Consider the following 24,363-nt stretch of genomic DNA (forward strand, 5'->3'; position numbering starts at 1 on the left):
AGCACTAAGTTGAGCGCCATTGCTAACTGTTAAATTACCTGCCTTGATTTCAATTCCACCAGAGTTGCCTTCAGCTCCCTTTTCCACTTGACTAAAGGCATAGCTGAAATTTCCGGTGTCACTTCCTCCATCAAATAGCACCTGTTTTTCAGCATTAATTAAAATCTTACCTGCATTGCCATTTCCAGAAGTACTGGCACTAAGTTGAGCACCTTCTCTCACCTCAAGAGAGGCAGCCTTAATGTTGATGTCACCAGAGTTGCCTTGTGCGCCAGTTTCTACTTGATTGAATACTCCACTGATGGCGTTATTAGAAGATACTCCGCTAAAAACTACCTGATCAGTAGCATTAATTTCAATATTTCCCGCCTGAGTTCCAGGTGAACCCGAATTTTGGTCTATTCCAGCTAATAATTTACTTCCTCCTACAATATTTACGTTGCGACCGTTAATCGCAATACTACCGCCACCCCCAGCCGCAACATTCACCACTGCTTCATTAGAGAGGGATACATCAGCTCGTTCAATACCATTGGGAAAACTTAGAGAAGCTACTCTTGCTATTCCTTGAGACTCTTGGACATTGAAACCGACTATTCCCGCACCAGTCAATCCTCCTAACTCAATGCGACCCCCTGCTACCCTCAAGCTCCCACCATCAAGGATGACATTTCCACCGACTAGTCCTAAAGTGTTCCCCGACGGTAAGTCAAGAACAGCAGATGATTGATTGACAATGTTTGCTGAATTTTCTCTCAAGCGCAATCCTACAGGAATATTCACTGTTAGCAGTGGCGGGGAAAGTGGGTTTGTGGCGCTAAACTCCAACCCATTATCAAATACTAGGCTATCTGCACTAGAAGCTACAAATGAACCTCTTAGATCCAAAGTGGCATTGGGGCCAAAGACAATTCCTTTAGGATTAATCAAGAACAGGTTCGCTTGACCCGAAACCCCCAGAGTTCCCAGAATATTCGAGGCATTATTTCCTGTCACCCGGGTCAAAATATTGCTAATTCCGCTAGGATTGCTAAAATACGCTCTTGCTGCTTCACCAACATTAAATTCCTTGAAGCTGTGGAATAGGTTACTTCCTTGAATTGCTCCTCCATTAATTTCACTGCTGTTTAGAGTGTTTACTACAACTGAACTTTTATCGCCTAGAGTCGCATCAGGTGTAATTTGTGCTTTGGCTGGACAGGGAACAATACAAGAGAACAAAGCCAATGCAAAATTCACCCCTATAGATAGAGGTAAAGTATTGGATAGGAGCGATCGCTTGGAGTGTTGCATAACTTTTGATTTTTAGACCTTTGTTAATCAGAGATTTTTTGACAAAAATTTTTAGAAAGGATTCGCAACTATTGAGAAATAAATACCGTCTTCCTGTAAACTACTGCCTCTGTCTTGAATATCTGTTAATGGAATACCATAATCAAGGCGAGCATTAAAGCGATCGCCCATTTGCCACTGTAAACCCAATCCAAACCCCAGCAAAGTATTAGGATTTGGGTTTGTTGTATTCCCGGAACTATTCCAACCCACACCAAAATCAATAAACGGTACTACTTGTAAAACTCCTTTGACGTTTTCTACCCGCAGTATTGGTAATTGCACTTCTGCTGATCCTAAAAAGCCGTTATCTGTCAAGAGAATATCTTGTCGATAACCTCGAACACTACGCAGACCGCCCAGCCCAAATTGCTCTAAAGGCAGAAGGGCACGGGTTGAGAATTGCAGGTCAGAACGGATCACTAGTAAAGTTTGCGGTGCTAAAAGTCGCACGTATTGTCCTTGTCCCCGCCAAGAAAAAAACCGACTATCAGGAGGCTCATTGTTGACGGTAGCATTGAAGATATCTAAACCAAGGTTAAATTGAGAGCGCAGAGCCAAGGCTTGTTGAGAATTACGCTGCTGATATTCTTGGAAGAATTGTAACGCAAAGATGCGGGTTTCTCCCCGTTCATTAGCACCGACGGACACCAGGGGAAAACCTAGCACTTCAGATTTGCTTTCTTGTCGTAACGCAGATAGACCCACAGCAAATTCTCTGTTGGGAGATAAGATTAAAGGCTGGCGGAAGCCTAACTCGAAGTAATTGGAATTACCAATGATATCTAGGCGGTCAAAGGGTGGTTCGACAATTTCAGTACTCGTCAAACCACCTCTGAGGGTAATTGTGCCATTACGAGGATTAACAGGTATGTTGTAGCGTAAGTCAAAGGCGTTGCTACCATCAGTATTGATATATTCCAGATTCAAGCCATCCCCAAAACCGAATAAATTTCCTTCGTTAATGCGGACACCGCGTCGTAAGCTACCAACACTAGGGGCACGACTATTATCTATAAAAAATTCTGTATTAAAGGAGTCAGCTTCTATTACCTTGACTGTTAGTAAACTTAATTCGGGACGCGACCCAGCAGACAATTCGGCTGATATATTCTGAATTAGGGGGTCAAGTTGCAATAGTTGCAAAGCTGACAGCAAGCGCTTTTGATTTAGGGGTCTAGCGGTGGCAATGGCTAATCTGCTGCGGATGTAGTTCGAGTTCAACCGTCGTGTACCCGTTACCGCAATTTCTTCTAGTCCTCCTTCAATAATCTGGATTTTGACGACAGATTCATGTTGAGATAAGGTTTGACCAGCCGGAATCACAGCACCACAATTGATATACCCCGCATCGGTATAGAGTTTGGTGATAGTAGCCTCAACTTGTAGTAATTCTACAAAGGTTAGCGATCGCTTGGTGAATTGGGCAGTAATTTTAGTTAACTTTTCGTCGCTAAATGCCGTGTTCCCATCAAACTCGAATTTCCTAACGATGATACTTTCAGGAAGGTCTAAGCCTTCTTCAGAGGAGGGAAATGTTTTAGGAGGAAGTTCGAGGGCAGGTTCTGGTTGTGGCTGTGGGATTGGGATTGGCTGTTTTGGTTCTGAGTCGAGAACCTGAGACAAAATTGGGTCTAATCTTAGTTGATTCAACTTTGATAAGCCTGTTGTGAGTACAGGGATCTGACGAAATTGATCCTCGCTCGTTAACAGACGAGTTCTTGATAAAGTTAAGTTTTCAAATTCTTTAACAGACTGTCTCTGGCTATTAATAGCTAAGACATCAGCCAAGGCACTACCTTGGTTACAAGCAAGTAACACTCCTAAAATTCTGGTAAATTTTAGAACTAGTTTTAAATACCAGAAGCTTACACACCATATTCTCCCCATTTTTATGAAAAAGCTCACTATTTTTTAAATCATTTTGCTACCACCATAGTGAGACAAGCAAAAAACTCTAATTTACAACATTTTTTCACCTCTTTAGCTGCTACAGAAAATGGTTTGAGCAATCGTATTACTTTCCCTTTTTTTATATAAAGCTACAATGTACAGAAACAGATTTGAGGAAATATTACCACTTCAGTTAGACATTTAATAGCTTTTTTATACTTTATAGAAATAAAAATAAGCTTCTATTGTGAATATGTCTAGAAGCTTTCTCGGAATCATTATGATGGAATCAACAAGCAGCAAGAATCGTCAACACATAAATAAATACAAGAGTGGTTTGGTGGAAAATTTTAATAAGACGATTTTATTCTTACAAGCTCAATACATCTTTGTAACTTATGCTTGTCTGAAAATAAAGTTAAAAATGCCATGACTTGTTCAGAACATTAATTTTATTAATGAGCTAAATATGCTACCCAACTATCCGCTCCACAAATTACTGCACAAATAGCGATAGTCACAATATCAATTAACTTGTGTCGAAGAGTGCGATCTATGGGTGGATCGGTCATCTGTGCAAAGTGGTCAGTAATTGTGATTTTAGGCTTAAGTTTCACGCAAACTGGGGCTTTGTTCTACTTTTACAATGACTTTACCATCAAAGCTTGAATGCATTGCTCAGATCTTACCCGCGATCGCTAACTTTATTACTTTTGTAGTATTTATGTACTATAATTAGATGCGTTCGCCCTGCACAACACCTCAATTCTGATAAAGTTGCGTCTGGGTATTTTATTTTTCAACCATTGCCACTAGAACTACTATCTAAATATTTTTTAAGTGAACGTACCATCTCTCGAATTACATCACTCTTTGTTCGCTGCGTTTTTTCACAGTATTCCTCCAAAATTATTTTCTCTTCCAGTGAAAACTGAATTGTTAAATTGGCAACATTTTTTTTGGGCATTATCATGAACTTTAAATTACTTATCAATGAGAGTTAATTGACAGATGGCATTCAGCTTTAACTTGCTGCCAACGCCTCGATCCTATCCTCCGAGTTGTTATAGCAATCCGAATTCAATCATGAGAGAATATGGAGATTAAAAGTACGTATTTATAAGCTTTTCTGCCTTTTTATCTCTCACGAAGGGTTTAGGATTGCTATAACTACCTAATTTTTCAAAAATTGAGAACTAAAACAGAGAGGAATGTATTTATTTTCTTCATTGCTGTGTGTATAGTGGGGAGTCCAGCCAGAGATATCTTGAAATAAGCGAATAGCGCGAATCCGGCGATCGCTACAAAGATCAAACCAATGCAACGTTCCTTTAGGGACTACTAATAAATCACCTGCTGAAACTTCAATGGCAACAACTGGAGAAGTTTGAGGATTAATGTGAAATAATCCATGTCCCTCAATGATAAAACGAATTTCATCTTCATCATGCCAATGTTCCTGATGGAATTTTGCGAGCATTGCTTCTAGATTTGGGGTATCAGGATTGATATCAATCACATCAGCTTTTATATATCCACCAGCTTGTTTGAGTATCTCCAAATCAGATGCGTAGGCTTTCAGAATCTCATCTGCGGTTGAATTTCCTGTTAGAGGATAAGAAGGCTGCCATTGCTCATAAGCAATCCCAATATTTTGAAGATAAACCCTAATTTCAGATAAATCAGTCAACTTTCGTTTTTTTTCAGCGATATTGAGAGTAACCATAGCCATCTTACAATTCGATATATGTAAAAGCGTTGTTAACGTTGTTAACCAATAGCTAACGTGAGTTTACGATACGTTAGCTCAAATAAAAACTCTAGAATCTCCAAGTGTCGTCTTGCCTGAAATAAAGTATCTCCCCAAGTGTATAGGCCATGTCCACTCAGACATAGCCCATAGAAGCATGGTTTATCATGCAACAGAGAGCGAATGTCGTGCTGCAATTGGTGCATATTCTGAGAATTAGGTAGGATAGGAATATTGATGATCTCTTCGTGAGTTATGATACCTTCCAATCCTTTAAGCATTTCGTAACCTGAGATTGTCAGTTTGCCTTGGGGACAGAAATGCTCGGATAACAGAGTGCTAAAAATAGAATGGGTGTGTAAAACAGCCCCTGCACCCATTTTTTCTATGATTGCCAAGTGTAGATATGTTTCTGCCGAGGCTCGTCCGTTACCTTGAATTACTTTGCCTTTGGCATCTACCTCAATCAAGTCAGCAGGTTGTATTAATCCTTTATCGACACCACTTGGAGCCATCAAAAGAGTCAAAGGATCTCGATTCAACACAGCACTAAAATTACCTCCTGTACCTGTTGCCCAATCTTTGGCGTGAATGTTAGCAATTGTCCAGCTTAATGATTCTCGAAGATTAGCAGAAGTGCTACAACAAGAGTTGAGAATAGAATTCTTCGTCATAACCAACCTGGAGGTAAGTTCGATTTTTTAACATAGTCTTGTAAAAGACTTTGCACACTAGCTTATGGCAATACTAGGGGCTTACCTGTTAAGTATTTATCTAAAGCTGGTGCAATGCTAGACTGTGAGGGTGGGTGGAAAGCAAGGGCACGAGAAGCGGCCAGCAGATAAGCCACTTCACTGGAACTGATAAAAGCCATACCGCCCAGTAATTCTGCGGCACCCATAGTTACGCGCTCAATAGTATGTTGTACAGCATAACGGGTAAATAATATGCGTGTAAAGGTAGCGTCGCTAATATTACCTTGCATTACAGAGTAAGCAGCACTTTCTAAAGCAGCCATCGCTCCCTCAACTTCACTTACTAGTAGCATTCGTTCAGTAGGCGAACCCCTTTCTTTCAAGAGTGTACGTTCTACAAGGGCACTAACAATTCCCAGATAAGAAGCAGAAATTAATAACTGGAACCAAAGCAATCCTTTGGTGAGCAAGTCTCCCAGAGCATCTACCTCTCCCAAATTGAAAATCAATTCCTCTGGAATTATTACATCGCATAAAGCAAGTTCGTCACTTTCTGCGCCTCCAAGTACCCAAGTATTCCAAAAGGGACGGCATTCTAATCCTGGTGTACCAGATGGAATGATTACTAGTGCAAACTCTTGAGCTTTTCCTGTAGTAGATGGAATCAAAACACTTGCTGTTAAAAAATCCATTGACTTAGCCAAGCTGCAAGGTTTTTTGCTGCCGTTTAAGACTAAACCATCCGAAGTTCGTTTCACATTGATATTTGAACTTAAAAAGCTTACTCCTGTTCTTCCTTCAGCAAAGCCTGAGGACAAATAGAGATTTTTTTGAGTAATCTGCTTAAGTAAATCTACAACTGACGAATCGATTATCGATTCTAACAAACCTGCTACAGTGCAATGGTGCATTGTTGTGGCCACTGCCAAGGATGGGGAACGACTGGCGATCGCCCGTTGGATGCGAACTGTCTGAAGAAGTGTTGCTCCAAGTCCATTGCAATAGCTAGGAATGATTAAACCTGGTCCTCCAAGTTCGCGGAATAGGGGGATTGCAGGATTTCCCTGAGACTCCATTTTGAGTAGGGGAATATGCTCAAGTTGAGCATCAAGCGTTGGTAAAAACTGTGCTAAAGTTAAACGTTCTTGTTCGAGAAAGTGCATAAAGCTCCTAATTTTAACCCAGAGGAAGTTAGAAGGGGAAGGTATTGCTACAGACAAGGAAATAGTAGCTCTTAGATTGCAACAAACAATTACTTCCTCTTCCCCTTTGCTTTTGTGTAATTAATTCCGCTCAAGTACTTAACTTGGATGAACTCAAACTATTAAATAACGCTCCCAAATCAAGTAAGCTACTCGTCTCTTACCTCCAACCAGCAAAGGAGGTGTCTTCAATAAAAGCCTATCTTTTTCAAACTCAAAAAAACGTTGCTGATCTACACCAATCCAATTGGGGAATAAGCTGGCTTCAATGTGGTGAACTACCTGATTATCTTGAATTTCATATCTGCCGCAGTAGGCGAGGTAAGTCTGAGTGGCCTGTGCTTTCTCCTCTAAACTACCTCCTATAGGATCTTCCGAAATAAACCGGGGGCGTTGTTTATTCGTCAGTGTAGCGGACATAAATCCATCGTGAGTGTAAACAAGATAGCCAATTGCATCTTGACCATAAGGATAACTCACTTGACCCTCTGTATCTTGAATTTCGTAAGATAATAACCGCCAAGTCCCTACTAATTGGTTTTTAACTTTTGTATTAATCATGACACTACACCAAAACTGAGATTGTTTGTTTTGCAAACTGTTCAGCTTGCTTCAGGCTATTTTGCAATGATTGGGCTAGGGTTTGAACGTAAGGTTCAAGCCACATCGTGTAGTGATCACCAGGAACCACATAGGTTTTGAGATTGTGAATTGATACCTGACTCAATCGATTCCAAAGCTGCTGAGGTTGATCGTTCATAACGTTAAATTGGTTTAAGGTTTTACTTGCTTGAAACAAAGTCACACAATCAGAGTAAGTCTGAAGATCGTATTGCTGAACCTGTTGTAGCGAAGTTTGAACCCCTGTTTTATAAGCAGAGAAAAGATGATGAATGTCTGCTAACTGAGTCTCTGAAGCGAGAACATCAGCTTTAATTGCTTGGTGAAGAAGGTTGCTTAATTGCTGGTCAAGGTTGAGATTGTGCGAAGTCTCATAGTTGAATGAGAATTCTGTATTGCGTCGAGCACCGAGATAACTGGCAAACCAAGGTAATAGTATAGAATTCTCATTGTTAGGGGGAGAATTTGATACATCAAGTAGAGCGAGTAAAGCAACCTGATGTCCTTGCTGACGTATCTGTTGAGCAATCTCGAAAGCAACACAACCACCTAAAGACCAACCCCCCAAATAATAAGGGCCTTCAGGCTGAAGTTTCTTTATCACCTCAAGGCATCGAGCAGCCATTTCCTCAATTGAATAAGCAGGTACAGGAGTTTGGTGACCATTATTATGGTAATAATGATCAAGCTCTAAAGGTTGCAAGGCGTAAAGCGGCTGCTCATGATCAAGATGACGAGCTAGATTGTGATAACAAGAAACATCTAAACCACCTGGATGAATACACACTAAAGGGGGCTTAGATCCATTAGTCTGGATATGAATCAAACTGTGCTTCCATGATGGAGATAGTGAGTTGGTAGTTGCACTACCAGATGGAATGCTTAGATCACTAGTCAGTTGTTCCAACACATACTTGCTGAGTGTAGTGATAGAAAAATTTTGGAGAAAGCCGGATGTTGGCAAGGACACAGCAAGATCAGCCTCAACACGGTATCTCAGCTCCACCGCCACTAAAGAGTCAAATCCTATTTCATTCAGTAATTGCTCCTGTGCTAACTCTGCTGATGGTATACTTAGCGCCTTACCAATTTGTTGGCATAGATAAGCGCTAACTTGCTGTTGCCAAAGTTGGGAATCTGCTGCAATTAGAGAAGCGCGGCTTAAAGTGGGTTGCAGAGCAACAGATAAGGTAGGACTTTCAGGGCTGGAAACTGTTGTTAAATTAGATTCCTCGATGGTGGTAGATATACCAATGGCTGAGTCAACTAAATTTCCTGGAGTTTGAGCAATGATGATATGTTGTCCTAATTCCTCTGTAGTTGCTCCTGCTTGTGGGAAAGCTGCCGTGTGTTCAAATCCATGCTTTTGTAAAGCTTCTTGCCAACGCTCTCTAGATAGAAGTGGATTATCCTGCCGCCAAGAATCATCAAACCTCTGCCAACCTTCTATCAATCTCGTGGAAATGTCAAACCAAGGGACATGATTTGTAACTTCGTTAAGTAGTAGTATTCCCCCAGGAGCGAGAAGAGAATAAACGTGCTCTAAGGTTTCGTCTAAATTGTGTGTGGCATGCAGCACATTGGTTGCTACTACAACATCAAAGCTATGAAGGGAATAAGCTGCTGCTTCAGGGGACTCTTCAATATTGAGTACTCCATAGTGAACGAAGGGATAAGCCTTAAATTTCTCCCTAGCACGAACAAAGAAGAAGTCTGATAGGTCAGTGAAGTAATAGCGGGTTCGTTCAGGTGGAAGGAGTGGCAGCAAGGATACGGTTGTTCCTCCAGTTCCAGCCCCAATTTCTAAGATTCGCAATGGCTTGTCTGAGGGCAGTACACGCACAATCGATTCGAGAATGCGGCTAGCAATGCCATTAAAGTAACGAGCTACCGCCCATTTTTGGTAAAGGTATTCAGCAGTATCTAAAGATCCACCAGGAAATAGTGTCTCAAGGGCCGTCTTTTGCCCTGTGAGAATTTTTGTTAGCTGGCTACCACAATTTTGGAAGTAATTCAGCAGTAATGGTACATCTGCAAAGACTTCGCTCATTTCTTGCAGCAGGACATCTATTTCGCAATTGGGCAACGAGCACTTACTTACAAAGGTTTCTTCCTGCTCCTGTTGGAGTAGACCAAGCTGTGTTAGTCGCTTGAGCCAATGCAGTAACAGTTGACGGTAATTTGGTGAAATGTTGAGTTGAGTTAGTAAGCTATCTACAGAGTAACGCTCATCAGCTTGGGTGTAAACGCCAAACTTAGATAGGGTTTCGATAATATATGCATTAGTTAAGCTTTCGAGGAGCCGATGTTTTGCTGGATAAGTATGAATAGCCAAATCTAAAGGAGCTTGCTGCGATTGCTCAAATCCAGCTGACTTAGCTGTTAGCCAAAGCTGTAGGGCATCTGCTGGTAGCACTGATGAATTTGCCTTTCGCTTATCTAACCAGTAACGCGATCGCTGCCAGGGATAAGTAGGTATTTGCATTCTGCGGCGTGGATAGCCTTTGTCAAAGCCGAACCAGTTCACTGCTACCCCTTGCACATACAATGAACTTAAGCTCACAAGCATCTGTTGCCAGTCCGGCTGTTCAGGAGCCAAGCTAGGCAACCATAGTTTTTCTTCTGTTGGGAAACAACGACGGCCCATATTTAATAAAGATGACTTTGGACCGATTTCAAGCAATATTTGATAGCCCAAGTTATGAAGTGTCTCCATACCAGCAGCAAACTTGACTGGCTGTCGCATATGTTCCCACCAATACTCAGGGGTTGCAATCTCTGTCGTTGCTATTTCACCAGAAACATTGGAAATGAGGCAAAGTTTAGGGGTCGAATAGGTAACTTCTGCCGCGACGGTTTCAAACTTAGCTTGTAGTGGCTCAACCAAGGGTGAATGGAATGCATGGGATACAGACAAACGGACTGTCTTGATTCCTTGTGCCGTTAAAGAGGAGATGATTTGATTTAGGGCTTTACGCCTACCAGAAATGACAACATTCTCTGGGCCATTTAGGGCAGCTATACTAACTTCCTGAGCATAAGGTTGAATGGCAGTAGTTACTTGCGATGCATTAGAAAAGACTACGACCATCTCGCCATCTGTAGGTAGAGATTGCAATAACTCTCCCCGTTTAGCAATTAGTTTTAGACCATCTTCTAAACTAAATACCCCTGCAAGACAAGCAGCAACGTACTCCCCTACACTATGTCCCATTACAGCTGCTGGTTCTACCCCCCAAGACTGCCACAGTTTAGCCAAAGCATACTCTAATGCAAATAGAGCGGGTTGAGTATAAACAGTTTCATTTAAAAGAGAAGATTCTTCTGTCTTTGGGTAAAGGATTTCAAGTAAGGGCTTGTCCATGTAAGGAAGTAAAATTTCCTGACAACGGTTTATCTCTTGGCGAAAAGTCGCTTGGGTTTCGTAAAGTTGTCGTCCCATGCCAACATACTGTGACCCTTGTCCTGTAAATAGGAATGCAACTTTTGGACTTTCCTGTGAAGTTCGACCATTGAGCAATCCAGCAAGCTTCCGACCAGACTGGAAAGCTTGCATTTGCTCGGATAACTGATCAGTAGTCTGAGCAACGATCGCCAGGCGATGCTGGAAGTGGACTCGTCCTGTATTAGCAGTGAAGCTAAGATCAGCGATGGAGATTGAACTGTAGTTAGCGATCAACTGTTCATATTCGCCCACTAGTTGTTGTAGTGCAAGATCGCTTTTAGCTGATAAAGTCAGCAGATGTAATGGACGCTCAACCTTTAGATTTTCCTGGGCTTGTACTGCCTCTGGAGCTTCCTCCAAAAGAATATGCACATTAGTACCACTCAACCCAAATGCACTGACACCTGCCAGCCGCTTTCCTGGTTGCTCATCCGCAATACTAGCTGATGGAGTTGGCCAGTGGGTTAATTGAGTAGGTACAGAAATTGACAATTTCTCCCAAGGAATATACGGGTTGGGAGTCTGTAAATGGAGATGGGGTGGCAATTGTCGATTTTGGAGAGCCAACACTACTTTGATCAGACCTGCAACTCCAGCAGCAGCTTCTAGATGGCCAATGTTAGTCTTCACTGAACCGATCAAAAGAGGCTCAGAAGGTGCTCGTCCCTGGCTGAAAATCTTTGCTAAAGCTAGCACTTCAATTGGATCGCCTAAAGGCGTTCCTGTCCCATGAGCCTCGACGTACTGAACTTGTGATGGTTGGACATTGGCATTTTCTAATGCCTGCCGAATTAGAGCTTCTTGAGCTGAACCATTGGGAGCTGTCAGCCCATTGCTATTACCATCATGGTTGGTCGCTGAACTGCGAATAAGACTGAGAATTGTATCGTTATTAGCGATCGCATCAGATAAACGTTTGAGTACAATTATTCCACATCCTTCCCCCCGCACATAACCATCAGCAGTAGCATCAAATGTCTTACAGCGATCGCCAGTAGATAAGGCATTGAGCTTGCACAAGCTAATTGTCATCTCTGGTGTGAGCATGAGATTTACACCACCTGCTAACGCCATGTTACACTCTTGGTTACGTAAGCTCTGGCAAGCCAAGTGAATTGCTAGCAGTGAAGAAGAGCAAGCCGTATCTACTTGTATACTCGGCCCGTGCAGTCCCAATAAATATGACAAACGCCCCACACTAATACTACGGGCATTTCCTAAGCTACTATAAGCATCAATTTGAGTCAGGTCGCCAGAATTGACGCTCAACCGTGAGTAATCATCAGAACTGATACCAAAAAATACACCTGTCTTGCTTCCCCTAATTCCGTCAGGTGCTTGACCAGCATTTTCTAATGCTTCCCAACTAACTTCCAGCAGTACTCGTTGCTGTGGATCGATACTGATTGCTTCACGTGGCGAAATGCCAAAGAATTGCGGGTCAAATTTGTCTACCTCGTTGAGAAATCCACCATAACGGGTATACATTTTGCCGGGTATGTTGGGATCTTTGTCGTAAAAAGCATCTATATGCCAACGATCAGCAGGAACTTCTGTGATGGTGTTCACACCGTGACACAGTAAATGCCAAAAATCTTCCGGGTTCTTTACACCTCCAGGAAAACGACATCCTACTCCAACGACAGCAATTGGTTCTTTGTTTTGATTCTCAATGATTTCAAGACTTGTTCTAGCCTGCTTGAGGGCGAGAAGTAGCCGTGATAGGGACAGTTCACCATTGTTGTTTTCAGCGATTTGACTCATTTTATTTCCTTCTCAGCAACATTTCTTCTAATGCGGCAATTTCTTTCTCAATGTCAGCGTAAATTTGAGAATTAACAGAACTGTTCAAACTTGATAAGACTTTTGGCTGAGTAAAACTATCTGATGAACTCAAATTTTCCTTAAGTAATGACTTTATAGTTCCTAATTTTTGGCTGATATGACTTACTAAGGACTTAATGTTGGGGAAGTTCCAAACTGAAGTTGCTTCTAGTTCCAACGAACTACCTAGCCAATCTTGCAAATCTTGAACTAACTCCACAGACATCATAGAATCCAAGCCATATTCAGTGAAAGGTCGGTGAACATCAATACTCTGTGGGGAAATTTTCAAGCGCTTAACAATCCAATCTTTAACCCAATTTTGAATTTGTTCAGACGTTGTGGCAACTATCAAATTACTGAGAATAACCTTAGAAGAACCGTTGGATTGGCTTTTGTGATTATGTTCTTCTCTAACTGATATAGAGTGAACATTTTTTTGGGTTTCGTTAGAAGATACTCTTTGTTCATCAGACTGAGATAGCAAGTATTCGCGCGAAAGCGATTTTTCCTGTTCTTGCGGTATCCATATTTGCAATTTAGGATCAATACTCCATCCTCCAACTATATCTAGTGTTCCAGCTAAAAGATTAGCTCGGCAAGCACTGCGTTGGATTTTACCGCTAGATGTCTTAGGAATACTTGCCATTTTGAGTAAAAACACTGCATCAACAGACAGATCGTGTGCTGCTGAAATATCTCGACGGATTGCTCTAGTAACTTCTTCTACATTCAGTTTCCGCAGATGAGTGCGTTCTACTTCTTGAACAACAATTAACTGAGATGTTACTCCAGTATCAATGGTAAACGCTGCTCCAGCACCTGAGTGCAATGCTGGATGACTTTTCTCTGCTGTTCTTTCAATATCTTGTGGATAGCAATTGCGTCCCCGAATGATAATCACATCCTTGATCCGCCCAGTGACAAACAACTCACCATCTTTGATAAATCCTAAGTCTCCTGTACGTAAAAATGGGCCTTCTTTTGTATCTGCTAAGTAAGCACGGAACGTCTTTTCTGTCTCTTCAGGACGGTTCCAATATCCTTGAGCAACACTGGAGCCTGATACCCAAATTTCCCCAACCCGATCCGGGGGGCACTGAGTAAGAGATGTTGGATCAACAATAACAACCTTCGTATCTAACTGCACGCTACCACATTTGACAAGCTTGCGAGCTTTAGTAGTCGAGTCAGTTAATTCTTCAACGATATGATACTTTTCTAGCGCAGCAGTTTGAACTGAGTAAAACGATGGTATTTCTCCTTTGCGAGAAGCAGACACTTTTAAGGTTGCTTCAGCAAGTCCATAGCCTGGACACAAACTATCCCAGCGAAAACCACAATGAACGAATGTCTTGGCAAACCGCCTTAGTGTATCAAAGTGAATTGGTTCTGCACCATTAACAGCAATAGACCAACTACTTAAATCAAGGGTATCACGCTGCTCTGGGGAAATTTTCTGAACGCAAAGCTCATAGGCAAAATTGGGAGCTCCACTATGAGTTCCTCGATAATGGGAAATTGCTTGCAACCAGCGAATTGGCTTTTGAATAAATGAGGTAGGAAGCATCAGAAAACAGGGAAAGCCTCGGTACACAGGTTGAATAATTCCGTACACTAACCCAAAATCGTGGTAATGAGGCAGCCATGAAACTAGCACGCTGTCTGATGTAGTTTGCCAACTCAAAGCCATATCTGCTGAGTTGTAAGTTACGTTGCCATGACTAATCATTACTCCTTTAGGAGTAGCAGTCGAACCAGAAGTATATTGCAGATAAGCTAGTGTATCCTCACAAACTACTGGCTGCTTCCAGACTTCTGCAAAATCTTCTGAGAGGGTGTCTGTAGCTAACCACTGTAGCTCTTTCGAGTTAGGAATATTTATAAGTTGCTGCTGGGTTCTAGATAAAGCCTGGCTGTTAGTAAGAACAAGTTGAGATTGTGCATCTGCTATTATTGCTTGAATACGCTCCATAGATAGTTTGTTGTTGCGTGGTGCATACGCAGGAACAGCAATTACACCAGCATACAAGCATCCGTAAAAGGCGGTGATAAACTCTAAACTTGCTGGGTATAAAAGCAAAGCTCGCTCACCAACTGCTTTAGTTAATTGCAAATAGGCAGCGATCGCACGGGCCCGGCAGTCTAACTGGTGATAGGTTAATTGAATTGGTGCGGCTTCGTCTGATAAGAAGGTAAAAGCAACTCTGTCAGGTTGTTGTTGTGCCCTTTGACGCAATAAGTTGACCAAGTTGGAGTATTTCATAACTTTAGGAAATTGAGGCTATCATTTTGAACTGAGATGAGGTCTTTGTCCTGGTGTGCTAATCCAGAAATAATTGGTATGGACAAACTTGGGAAGCAAAGGGAAAATAAAACTTTATTTTCTTGTTACAAATCACTCAAAGTTGTGTTGATAGACTATTACAGCCAAGTCTTTACAAAATAAAGAAGTTGTCTGTGACCATTTCTCGTAAGCTCTGATCAAAAGCATTAGTCACAGTTCTTAAATCCTCTAGTGTGTGAGCAGCGTTGAGCATCAATGTGTGTAACTCTGGTATATACACGCCATGTTTACGCATATAGTAAGCTAAAGCCAAATTTGCCTTGAAATTACTTCCTGCTAGCTTTTCACGATACAATTTTGTACTTTTGTAGCTAAATGAGAATGCGAAGATAGAGTAATTAGCTTTAATTTTGAAAGGAACATTGTGATGTTGAGCAATTTCCCGAAATTCCTGAGCAAGCCAATTTGTTTTTTCTTCTAGTTGGGTATAAATTTCTGGATGTTGATGCAGATAATTTAGAACAGCTAAACCAGCACTACAGGTTAGCGAATTACCGCTCATCGTTCCTCCTACAAACGTCTTAGTCTCGTAGTCAAGAAACGGGTCTTCCGAACTTTTGGCAATGTTAATCAATTTTTCCTTACCAACAACGCTGCCTCCTGGCAATCCTCCACCAATGATTTTGCCCAAGCAAGTTAGATCAGGACTCACATTAGCTAGATTTTGTACGCCACCATACGTCACCCTAAAACCTGAAACAACTTCATCGAATACTAGCGGAATATCATAATCTGTGCATAAGTTCCTAAGTTTCAAAAGAAATTCTTGATCATAAGCCCCCATCATCACTGGCATGGGTTCGCAAATGACGCACGCTAGTTGATCTCTAGCTTCATAAATACGTTCTAAGCTCAGAGCTTGACCATATTGTAAAACCAGGGTTCCCTTAACGATGCCTTGGTGACTACCGAGTGAACCATCAATCGGTTCAGGCTGTTCTTTAGAACCTGTAAAACGAAACCAGGAACTTACCATACCTTGGTCAGAGAAACCGTGGTAATGTCCTTCAAATTTAGCGACCCGCTCCCGTTTGCGGTAGGCTCTGCACAAACGTATTGCTTGCAAAACAGCTTCAGTGCCAGAGTTAGAGAATATAGCCTTATTAGCACTGGGAAAAGCTTGTACTAGGGTTTCTGCCAAAAGTACTTCAGGCAAATGCCCCAAAGCATTTACGCCTCCCTTATGAACAGCTTCCGTGATGGTCTTTGTGACAATAGGGTGAGCATATCCGAGAATATGAGGACCATAGCCACAAGAAAGATCGATATAAACATTACCATCAACATCTTCAATCTTGCTACCAACTGCGTTCTTGACAAATAAAGGATAAGTACTAGGAAAGAAATAGCGATCAAGGTGAGTTGGTGCAACTAAGGATTGTTTGGCGCGATCGCGCAGTTGTAATGAGCCGTTACTTGTTTGTGCAAAATACCGATCAAAGTTTGCTTTAACGGCAGAGTTCATATAGGGTGAAAAGCGATCGGTAAACTTGCGAGCATTTGCCCAAATATCAATTTCAGGGTCAATCTGGGAGATAAAGCCTTCACAGGAAAGGAATACTAGTTCAACTTTAGTAAAGTTGGTTGTATACTGAGCCTCGTATCGTCTCAGAACCTTATTTACATCTTGGAAATAGCTAATTGTTGACCACCGATTATTACGCTCATCAAAGTGTAGCTTCAAAACTTCTGTCATCTCTTGCTGGTATGCCTCCCACTCTTGCAGCACTCTACTTTTGTTGGTGACAAAGTACTGTGTAAAGCGGTTGACAGCAATGCTCCACTCTTTCCGAGTACAAGCATAGTAGAATGAGGATAAACCCCACTTTTCATCCTCACTCAATTGAACGGTAATACCATAGTCTAGCAAGATAATCTCACCAGTTTTAGTGAAAAAGATGTTGCCAGGATGTGGGTCGCCATGACAAAAACCATCCATGTAGAGCATGGTGTAAATCGTTTCTTGCAAGCGTCGGGCAAGGTGCGAAGCTGGTAAGTCAACCAAATGTGAATCTTTCCCACGGATTCCCTCCATAAATTCCATGACCAGCATATTATCTGTGCATAGTTCCGGTATCAACATCGGGACGTAAACATAAGTATGCCCTTTAAAATTGGCATATACAGTTTCCTGATTTTCTGCTTCTTGTTTTAGGTCAGTTTGCACAAGTAATAAGGTATATAGCTCTTCAAACCTAATGGGAAGATTAAGATATCGGATAGATGGCAACAGCGCGTGAGCTAATTTCAAACATAAACGAACAATTTTTAAATTCTCTGCTAGTTGCTCACGAACATTTTTCTTGACAATTTTGACAGCTACTCGTTGCCCTGAAGTGAGAACTGCTTCATGAACCTGAGCAATTGAGGCACTAGCAACTGGTTTCCAGAAAAAGGTTTCAAATACAGATTCAACTGGCCTTTTGAGTTCTTGCTTCAACGTTTGCCTAATATACTCTTCACTGCTGGGAGGTGCATCATCTTGTAATTGCCGCAGTTGGGTAGACAATTCGTCATCAATTAAATCAGAACGAGTTGCTAGAATCTGTCCCATTTTGATATACAAGGGTCCCATCACTAGGATATATTTATAGATCCATTGACTACGCAATAGACGACGCTGTTTATCTGTTTTACCTAAAGCAGTAAACCAGTATCCCAAGAAGTAGTAAATAGTTACAAAAAAGCTACTGATAAAACGAAGAATAATCATCGAATTAGCTCCTATGTAAAAAGTTTGTAGCTGATAGTCCATCAATTAGTTGAATCAGAAAGCTATTTATTTTTTCCTAAACAGTAGCAAAATTATTAGCTTTCGATTTTGAGCGTTCTAAAGTTGATACTTCAAATGTATAGGCAAAGGATAAATCATCCCAATCTAATAGAGTACAAAGCTGGTCATTCCGATGCAATATATCTGTCAAATCTGAAGGAGCTAACCACTTAGCCAGAAAATTTCGGTAACATAATTGAGCTTTATCTTTACCTGTTCTTGCAACATCTCGTAGCATATTTTCAAAATATTCTTTGCTGATGTAACTGGAAACATCTGACAATGAATATTTATCAATAGACTGATCTGGCACTTGTTTGAGGTAATCGGGCAAGCTTGCAGTCACAATCTTGAGCTTGGTTGTAGCTTGACGGATTGCCCAGTAGTTTTCCTCCCGGAGAAAGTGCGGTAAACAGTGTCTTCCGGGGTACTTGCCATAAAACATGAAATAGAGCCAGTCGTTGTCTTTTGCTAAATGATTAGAAAAAGTATGATCTAGACGATCAAGTACATAAGAACTTGTATCAACATTTATCTCTGCAAATAGGCGAGGTTCATTTAACAAGTAGCGAAACACTGCTGGGGAAAATCCCACTCGAATCAGCCACCGCCAGAATGAGCTTGCAAGTTGTTGTTGGTATACGGAACGTTGTTCTTCCAAGGTGATAGATCGGAAAATGCGATCAAGCTGACGCCCAAATAGCAATTGTGTTAGTGGTACAACTAATTTGATATAGAGTGCCTCGTGTTGTCCTGTAAACAGGACTCCCTTATCAATTGCCCATCGATTTGCCTGAAAGTAAGCAACAGTATCTCTAGACATCTGATGTTGCAGTGAACAAAAGATTTCCCAGCGATTAGGGTGTTTATCTACACCAAAAAACTGTAGTAATTGGTCATAAGAAAGATTACGAATAGCAGCAAGCTTTAGTTCCAGTAAATAGTTTTGACCTGGTGAATAATCCACGGCGATTAAATGCTGGGGATTACAAGCAAGTAAACTTAGTACGCGACATCCACTACCAGTCACACACAAAACTGTATCATCTGGTGTAATATTTAAGGCTCGGATTTCAGACTTGGGATCTTCATCACAAGTACTATATGCAATCCATCTTAACTTGCTATTAGCGAGTTCTTTAGCTCGATAATTTTCCAAGATAATCCCATTGTTCAGACTGGTTTGATAATCTACAGATATCATTGGTAAAACCTACCTTTTAGTACAATAAACCCTTGAAAAAGTTGCATGAAGCTTGTTGAATTATTTCTCTCAATTAACGACGAGCAAGCTTAGAAAGACTGCTAATCCATTTAACAGATCCTTCCCATTGATTTGGTCCATTCAACCTATATTGTGTAGAAACTAATGGGCCAGCAAGTAGTTCCCAAGCAATTTTAAAATTTCGCCAAATTTGGGGACGAGCATTAATTTGGTTGGCTATATCATCCATATAATCGAAGGCAGGAACTCGCAAATGTCGATATCCACTTGGAACCAATTCCTTCTCCCGTTTATCACTTTCCGCTTGAATTGCTGCTGTCATTTGCTCTTCAGAAGGAAGAGAAACTTCTTTAGAAAGGACTTTAGAGAACCAGCGTGCTTGTAGTTCAGAACAGGGAAAGATAAAATTTCCATAGACAAATCCGATAAAGGCTAATTGAGGTAGTTCAGGATGAAATACATTTTTATAAAAGTTCAAACCTTCTGGGTTTTTATCGTCTATAAAATCTTGTAGGAACGGAAGATTTAACTGAAAACCTGTAGCATAAACTACTATATCTGCTTCAACACTTGTTCCATCCTCGAAGAGAACTCGATTTTCTTCAAACCCCGATATACCTGGCTTTGTTTTTATTGCCCCAATACGAACACGATTCAAAATGTTATCATTCATGATTGGGACAGACTTCTCAACATTAAAAGCCGGAAGCATATTGCATTTTTTATGCTCTAAGTAAACTGAGTAAAGCTTTAAACCCAGAATTAGAGATAGCAACTTTGAGGGCATCAGTTTGTTAAGACGACTAATATTGAAATCGATTGGTTGTCCTGAAGCGTATCTGGGTAACATCCATCGCTTTTTACGGAAGCCCCAGACAACACTCTCAGCAGTATAGGATGCGACAACTGCAATATCTACTCCACTAGGTCCATTCCCCAAAACAACCACTTTCTTACCTAAAAAAATTGAAGGTTCTTTGTAGAATTTTGAGTGGATTATTTGACCTTTAAACTTTTCTTGCCCAGGAAAATTAGGGATTTTTGGTTCATGGTAAATTCCACAACAAATTGCGATCGCATCAAATATCTCTTTTGATTTTCCATTTGGAGAACAAGTCGTAACTTCCCAAAAATCTCCCACTCTCTTAACTTTGTTTACTCTCGTATTCAGTCGAATACAATCTCTTAATTTAAAATGATGAACATAGTTATTCAGGTATTCTAATACCTCACTATGGTGAGGAAATTCACTAAAGTGATTAGGCATTGGATAATCAGAGAAGCCAGATACATACTTGGAATTCTGCAAATGAACAGTACTGAATGTACTACTAACTTCTTTTCTGTAAACCCAAACTCCACCAATCTGATCAGTGCTTTCAAAGATAACTGGCTCATGACCATCTTCTCTAAGACACTTAGCAGTTGTTATGCCACTTGCTCCTCCTCCAATGATAGCTACTCGGCATTTTTTCGATGATGAAAGAGTAGCAAACGACTCTATTAAACCAGAAAATGACTCTTGGTATCCCGGACTCAGCTGCATAATTTTCCTCCTCAAAGTTAACTAAGTGGGTGGGAACAAATAAACTAATTCATTTATAACTATTCACTAATAAATGATTTGGTCAACGCCTGAGCCAATACAGTAATTGATCAGAGGTATAAACATCGCGATAAAAACTAAGTTGCTCACATTTTAGGTAGCATGCACCTCGGTGTCCGCGTCGAAGTAAAGTTTCGTTTCCCTTAGCAATGACTTGATTTGTTTCATCATCAAAACAATTCCATTCACAGTAAACGACTTCACCGTTGAACATCACAATTGGCCAAACTATGGTTATACTTGGTTGAGCAAGAATCGCCCACCGATTTACTTGTTTATTTGTCGCTGCAATTTTGCCATAAAAATATCCATCAGCACATAAATAGACAATACTATTAGCGTACTCACCTGCTGAAATGTCTCCCCGTCCTTGTCGTAGTGCTTCACAGTGGGTTGGCCACCAATGTTTATTTTCTTGTTCTACTTGCTCTAAGCTGTATTCTGAAGTGACTTCCGGTAAGACATCATGACGTTGAGAGATATATATTTCTGCATCTCTAAGTAGCTCTACTGCTAGTTCATTAGCAACTAGCTCTGGCTTAGAGTAATCTGCTATTAACTCACTGTAGTATTTAGTTCGCTTCGTCATTTTCAGCCTCTACAAAAATCTTATACCAATTATTTACATGTATGCACATAATCATGAATGCTTATAATCCTTGCTTTATAAGAGTTTGGAAAAGCCAGTTTTCTGTGCAACCTCAACGACAATTGGTATTAGCAAAGGGTAATTTATAGCATTTTGAAAAAGCTGGTCATAGAAAAATCAACAGGGGCGTTCTTTTTTAGAAAGTTTTAACTTTTTCTGATTGAGTTAGATACAATATACTGTTATAAAGCAAGTTTAGCTTCTGTTAGGGATATGCTTCTTACTGAAAATAAATCAGAAATTCAGAGCATTGTTATCCTGAATATGTATATAGCACCCACCAAAATTAGAGGGAAAGCCTCCTTGCATAACGCTGGCACATAGAAGGTGGCTAAATTTGTACTACAAGCTTCAAAGAGCAAGTATTTCTCTCAAGGGCTTTGTGTATAATTCTCTATTTCAAGATAGTTTTTAGCCAGTTAAGATAGAAAACTTAAGGGAAAAAGTTTGTGTTTTTTAGTTGGATCTGATGCCAAGTTCCGACAGAGACGGTTTTTAGGCATTAGTGAATGTAGATAACAGTTTTGCTAACTCTGCTAAAATTTGCATTTTGTAGCATTCTCAATCAACCCAGTATTGAGGTAATTTGCATAGGTAAGATAGCTGGCTCTCTAGATAATTAAGTTAAATAAAGGATAATTCCTTGTTTGCTAACAGTTGTCGGAAGTGATTGCCCACTAGCACGAATGTAAATTGCATTTACAAGTCAGTATCCCAAAACGTTTATAGCTAAAAGAACTTATCTTTATCTTAAGTTTCTTATCTTGAGTTGCAAAAGTTTTGTAAACTTAGGAAACTTGATTACATCAAGCATCAATCAATCAATTACATAGACGAGGGTGCATAAGATGAGTAATCAGCTATGCTACGAAATATTTGATTTGTCCACATTACCTCTGCATAACCTTTTCCTGTAGTCCTAAAGGTATAGGATTTTCTGGCTATCTAAGTCGTTTTTGACCCCCTCTTTTCTTGTGAATGTCTAGCAAAACTCACAATTGGACATTGCCTCTCTCAAAGAAAGTCAGGAATTGCCTCTATCTCAAAGTGGTCAAGATGCTGGAAGACATGGGAGTGCAATATGAGTTTGGTATTTTGGGGAGTGCGATCGCATTCCTCTAGCACAAGCTTTAACACAGTTTAATCGACTTATTTGACTGGTGATTTTTTGGATTGTCGCTTGTTAAATGTCTAAAGTAGCTCAAACCCCTGTACTGTCTACATTTTATCCATTCAAGCTCATTTGTTTAAAATGCTTGGGGTAGCTGGGTTTCATCAGTTATTTAGCTTATTTTGCAACAACTATATTCTGTAGCAACCGTAACTGAGGAAAGGAAGTATGCGTAATGACTTTTTAATTGATACTGAATCAGCATGTTTTGTGTCTAAAGAAACAGTGAAGACTTCCAACTGCACTCATAAGGAGCGACCCACTTCTGCCGGAAGTGGCGATCGCTTTTCCCCAAAGATGATGGATGCAGACAGCATAACCAAAACTCAGAAACTTTTAGATCAGGCGATCGCATCTGCCTGGCACACAGTGAAATCTGATCGCAGATTACCTACCTTGACCCCTATCCACTGGGTATGGCAACTGGCAGCTTCTTATCATCTAACTCACACCTACCCGCTGCTGATAAAAGAAGCTTCTCAGCGCTTTGCTGCATTTGATCGGACGAGTTTAGCACAGTGGGCTGCATATAAAGCTAAAGAAGAAACGGGTCATGATCGACTTGCTTTGCTCGATATCCAATCGATGGGATACAAAGCTGAGGCTGTAGTGGAAGCACTTATTCCCATTAGTGCAGTGGTTTTAGTGAATTACTTAACTCAGAGTGTATATGCTCAAGATCCAATCGGTTGCGTTGGCTATTCCTATACGCTGGAACGTTTAGCGACAGGCATTAAAGAAAAGCATATCCAGTCAGTTGAAGCTTTGCTGCCACCGGATATTGTAGCCACTCGATGTCTGCGCGTACACAGTAGTGTCGGCGCTGATGTAGAGCATATGGAAGAAACACTTGAGATGGTTGCAGGGCTTGCTGCCCAGGAGCGCCACCGTGTAGCGATCGCTTGTTACGAAACTGCTCTGCTGTACTTCAGCCCACCTGAAGAAGATTACATTTCAGACGAAGAACTGCAACATATGTTGAAACCTCTAGAGTCACGTACACGTATACAAGCGAGAGTTGACATTCAATGTCTCGCCTAATAGCTAAGGTACCTAAAACAGTCCTTCCAAAGTTTCCTAGTTTAGTCCAAATAATTTCATTGAGGATGCTATTCATGTTATCAACCAAATTGTTTACTTACATTGCCTCTACTTTCTTGGTTAATACCTTGATTATTAAACTATTGCCACCAGTATATGCTAGTCCGACCGAGCCTATTGAATCTAGAAATACTGTAGAGAAACCAACGCTAAATCCATCATCTCTAACTTATACAGATGGCATCTTGCTCCAAGATAATGGTGCGGAAGTTTACTCAACTCATTCCAATCAAGGCGAAGTTATTCCATCTCTTTTTAATTCTAAGGCTTCGGGTTTAACGACCACCACAACAATTACAGGTATCGAGCAGCAATTTTTGATTCAAAATTTTGAGAGTAAAATTCTTGAGAATGATGTCGAAAATTTAAATAGCAGCCAACTTGACTTGGACAGCATTTTGGCTCATGAGTTTGATCAAAAAGGGATGCTTATAGCAAGGTGTTGCTTGTAGAGTAAACATCTTTTCTAATCAAAATTGTATTTAAGATAAAACTTTATTCTTAAATACAATTTTGACGTAGAGTAAGTAGGCGCGAAAAGAGCAAATTTTCTAGCTAAATTTTTCAGCCTAAGCCAGACTAAAATAGCGCAGGCAATATGGTTTCTTTGAATCCGATCCTTGCGACATTGACTACTCAACAAGTATTGGCAATAGTTAAGTTTAGTAAATATCATGGCTAAATGAATTTTCTTGATGCTGCCTCTATTAATTCTCTCAGAAAATTTTC

At 40.7% G+C, this 24,363-nt stretch carries 16 protein-coding genes and 1 pseudogene; 2 read left to right on the forward strand and 15 right to left on the reverse strand.

Annotated elements, in window-relative coordinates:
- The 15 genes and pseudogenes from VB740_RS02465 to VB740_RS02535 all read right to left on the reverse strand — a co-directional run.
- Positions 1-1,293 (reverse strand): filamentous hemagglutinin N-terminal domain-containing protein (locus VB740_RS02465; RefSeq protein ID WP_323198501.1); only part of this gene is annotated, 1,293 nt, incomplete at its 3' end.
- A gap of 51 nt (positions 1,294-1,344) precedes the next feature.
- On the reverse strand, positions 1,345-3,222 hold the full coding sequence (locus VB740_RS02470) for a ShlB/FhaC/HecB family hemolysin secretion/activation protein (RefSeq protein ID WP_416289059.1): 1,878 nt from the start codon (positions 3,220-3,222) through the stop codon (positions 1,345-1,347).
- A 476-nt stretch (positions 3,223-3,698) separates the two neighbouring features.
- Positions 3,699-3,842 (reverse strand): annotated as a pseudogene (locus tag VB740_RS02475) (transposase family protein); the annotation flags it as partial.
- A 182-nt stretch (positions 3,843-4,024) separates the two neighbouring features.
- The gene (locus VB740_RS02480; protein WP_323198502.1) at positions 4,025-4,192 is read right to left on the reverse strand and encodes a ribbon-helix-helix protein, CopG family; all 168 of its coding nucleotides are present in this window, start codon (positions 4,190-4,192) and stop codon (positions 4,025-4,027) included.
- 207 nt (positions 4,193-4,399) lie between these two features.
- On the reverse strand, positions 4,400-4,951 hold the full coding sequence (locus tag VB740_RS02485) for a 1,2-dihydroxy-3-keto-5-methylthiopentene dioxygenase (RefSeq protein ID WP_323198503.1): 552 nt from the start codon (positions 4,949-4,951) through the stop codon (positions 4,400-4,402).
- A gap of 44 nt (positions 4,952-4,995) precedes the next feature.
- On the reverse strand, positions 4,996-5,649 hold the full coding sequence (gene mtnB / locus VB740_RS02490; RefSeq protein ID WP_323198504.1) for a methylthioribulose 1-phosphate dehydratase: 654 nt from the start codon (positions 5,647-5,649) through the stop codon (positions 4,996-4,998).
- Between the two features lie 62 nt (positions 5,650-5,711).
- Entirely contained in the window at positions 5,712-6,833 is a 1,122-nt protein-coding gene (locus VB740_RS02495) for an acyl-CoA dehydrogenase family protein (RefSeq protein ID WP_323198505.1), read from the reverse strand.
- Positions 6,834-6,986: 153 nt separating this feature from the next.
- Positions 6,987-7,433, reverse strand: a complete 447-nt coding sequence (locus VB740_RS02500) for a lipocalin-like domain-containing protein (protein ID WP_323198506.1) — start codon at positions 7,431-7,433, stop codon at positions 6,987-6,989.
- Between the two features lie 4 nt (positions 7,434-7,437).
- Positions 7,438-12,702, reverse strand: coding sequence for a polyketide synthase (locus VB740_RS02505; protein ID WP_323198507.1), 5,265 nt, complete (start codon positions 12,700-12,702; stop codon positions 7,438-7,440).
- A gap of 1 nt (position 12,703) precedes the next feature.
- Positions 12,704-15,028, reverse strand: a complete 2,325-nt coding sequence (locus tag VB740_RS02510; protein WP_323198508.1) for an AMP-binding protein — start codon at positions 15,026-15,028, stop codon at positions 12,704-12,706.
- A gap of 172 nt (positions 15,029-15,200) precedes the next feature.
- The gene (locus VB740_RS02515) at positions 15,201-17,822 is read right to left on the reverse strand and encodes an aminotransferase class III-fold pyridoxal phosphate-dependent enzyme (RefSeq protein ID WP_323198509.1); all 2,622 of its coding nucleotides are present in this window, start codon (positions 17,820-17,822) and stop codon (positions 15,201-15,203) included.
- A gap of 76 nt (positions 17,823-17,898) precedes the next feature.
- Positions 17,899-19,086: a DUF3419 family protein gene (locus VB740_RS02520; protein ID WP_323198510.1), complete on the reverse strand. Its 1,188-nt coding sequence runs from the start codon at positions 19,084-19,086 to the stop codon at positions 17,899-17,901.
- A 73-nt stretch (positions 19,087-19,159) separates the two neighbouring features.
- Complete coding sequence (locus VB740_RS02525; RefSeq protein ID WP_323198511.1) at positions 19,160-20,653, reverse strand: NAD(P)-binding domain-containing protein; 1,494 nt, start codon at positions 20,651-20,653, stop codon at positions 19,160-19,162.
- An 82-nt stretch (positions 20,654-20,735) separates the two neighbouring features.
- A complete protein-coding gene (locus tag VB740_RS02530) occupies positions 20,736-21,302 on the reverse strand; it encodes a hypothetical protein (protein WP_323198512.1) in 567 nt (188 codons plus the stop codon).
- A 1,074-nt stretch (positions 21,303-22,376) separates the two neighbouring features.
- Positions 22,377-22,499, reverse strand: a complete 123-nt coding sequence (locus VB740_RS02535; protein ID WP_323198513.1) for a hypothetical protein — start codon at positions 22,497-22,499, stop codon at positions 22,377-22,379.
- Between the two features lie 202 nt (positions 22,500-22,701).
- Between VB740_RS02535 and VB740_RS02540 the strand changes: the two genes are divergently transcribed.
- Both VB740_RS02540 and VB740_RS02545 read left to right on the forward strand, forming a co-directional pair.
- Positions 22,702-23,574, forward strand: a complete 873-nt coding sequence (locus VB740_RS02540; protein ID WP_323198514.1) for a hypothetical protein — start codon at positions 22,702-22,704, stop codon at positions 23,572-23,574.
- Positions 23,575-23,648: 74 nt separating this feature from the next.
- Positions 23,649-24,086: a hypothetical protein gene (locus VB740_RS02545; RefSeq protein ID WP_323198515.1), complete on the forward strand. Its 438-nt coding sequence runs from the start codon at positions 23,649-23,651 to the stop codon at positions 24,084-24,086.
- Positions 24,087-24,363 lie beyond the last annotated feature (277 nt).

It is taken from the genome of Nostoc sp. UHCC 0251, from assembly GCF_034932245.1.
Taxonomy (GTDB): domain Bacteria; phylum Cyanobacteriota; class Cyanobacteriia; order Cyanobacteriales; family Nostocaceae; genus Nostoc.

Bases quoted from the DNA above. Each gene is read 5' to 3' on its own strand.
- VB740_RS02485 (WP_323198503.1), bottom strand. From the start codon at position 4,951: ATGGTTACTCTCAATATCGCTGAAAAAAAACGAAAGTTGACTGATTTA.
- VB740_RS02520 (WP_323198510.1), bottom strand. From the start codon at position 19,086: ATGATATCTGTAGATTATCAAACCAGTCTGAACAATGGGATTATCTTG.
- VB740_RS02525 (WP_323198511.1), bottom strand. From the start codon at position 20,653: ATGCAGCTGAGTCCGGGATACCAAGAGTCATTTTCTGGTTTAATAGAG.
- VB740_RS02515 (WP_323198509.1), bottom strand. From the start codon at position 17,822: ATGATTATTCTTCGTTTTATCAGTAGCTTTTTTGTAACTATTTACTAC.
- VB740_RS02510 (WP_323198508.1), bottom strand. From the start codon at position 15,028: ATGAAATACTCCAACTTGGTCAACTTATTGCGTCAAAGGGCACAACAA.
- VB740_RS02480 (WP_323198502.1), bottom strand. From the start codon at position 4,192: ATGCCCAAAAAAAATGTTGCCAATTTAACAATTCAGTTTTCACTGGAA.
- VB740_RS02470 (WP_416289059.1), bottom strand. From the start codon at position 3,222: ATGGGGAGAATATGGTGTGTAAGCTTCTGGTATTTAAAACTAGTTCTA.
- VB740_RS02500 (WP_323198506.1), bottom strand. From the start codon at position 7,433: ATGATTAATACAAAAGTTAAAAACCAATTAGTAGGGACTTGGCGGTTA.
- VB740_RS02545 (WP_323198515.1), top strand. From the start codon at position 23,649: ATGTTATCAACCAAATTGTTTACTTACATTGCCTCTACTTTCTTGGTT.
- VB740_RS02505 (WP_323198507.1), bottom strand. From the start codon at position 12,702: ATGAGTCAAATCGCTGAAAACAACAATGGTGAACTGTCCCTATCACGG.
- VB740_RS02495 (WP_323198505.1), bottom strand. From the start codon at position 6,833: ATGCACTTTCTCGAACAAGAACGTTTAACTTTAGCACAGTTTTTACCA.
- VB740_RS02530 (WP_323198512.1), bottom strand. From the start codon at position 21,302: ATGACGAAGCGAACTAAATACTACAGTGAGTTAATAGCAGATTACTCT.
- VB740_RS02540 (WP_323198514.1), top strand. From the start codon at position 22,702: ATGCGTAATGACTTTTTAATTGATACTGAATCAGCATGTTTTGTGTCT.
- mtnB (WP_323198504.1), bottom strand. From the start codon at position 5,649: ATGACGAAGAATTCTATTCTCAACTCTTGTTGTAGCACTTCTGCTAAT.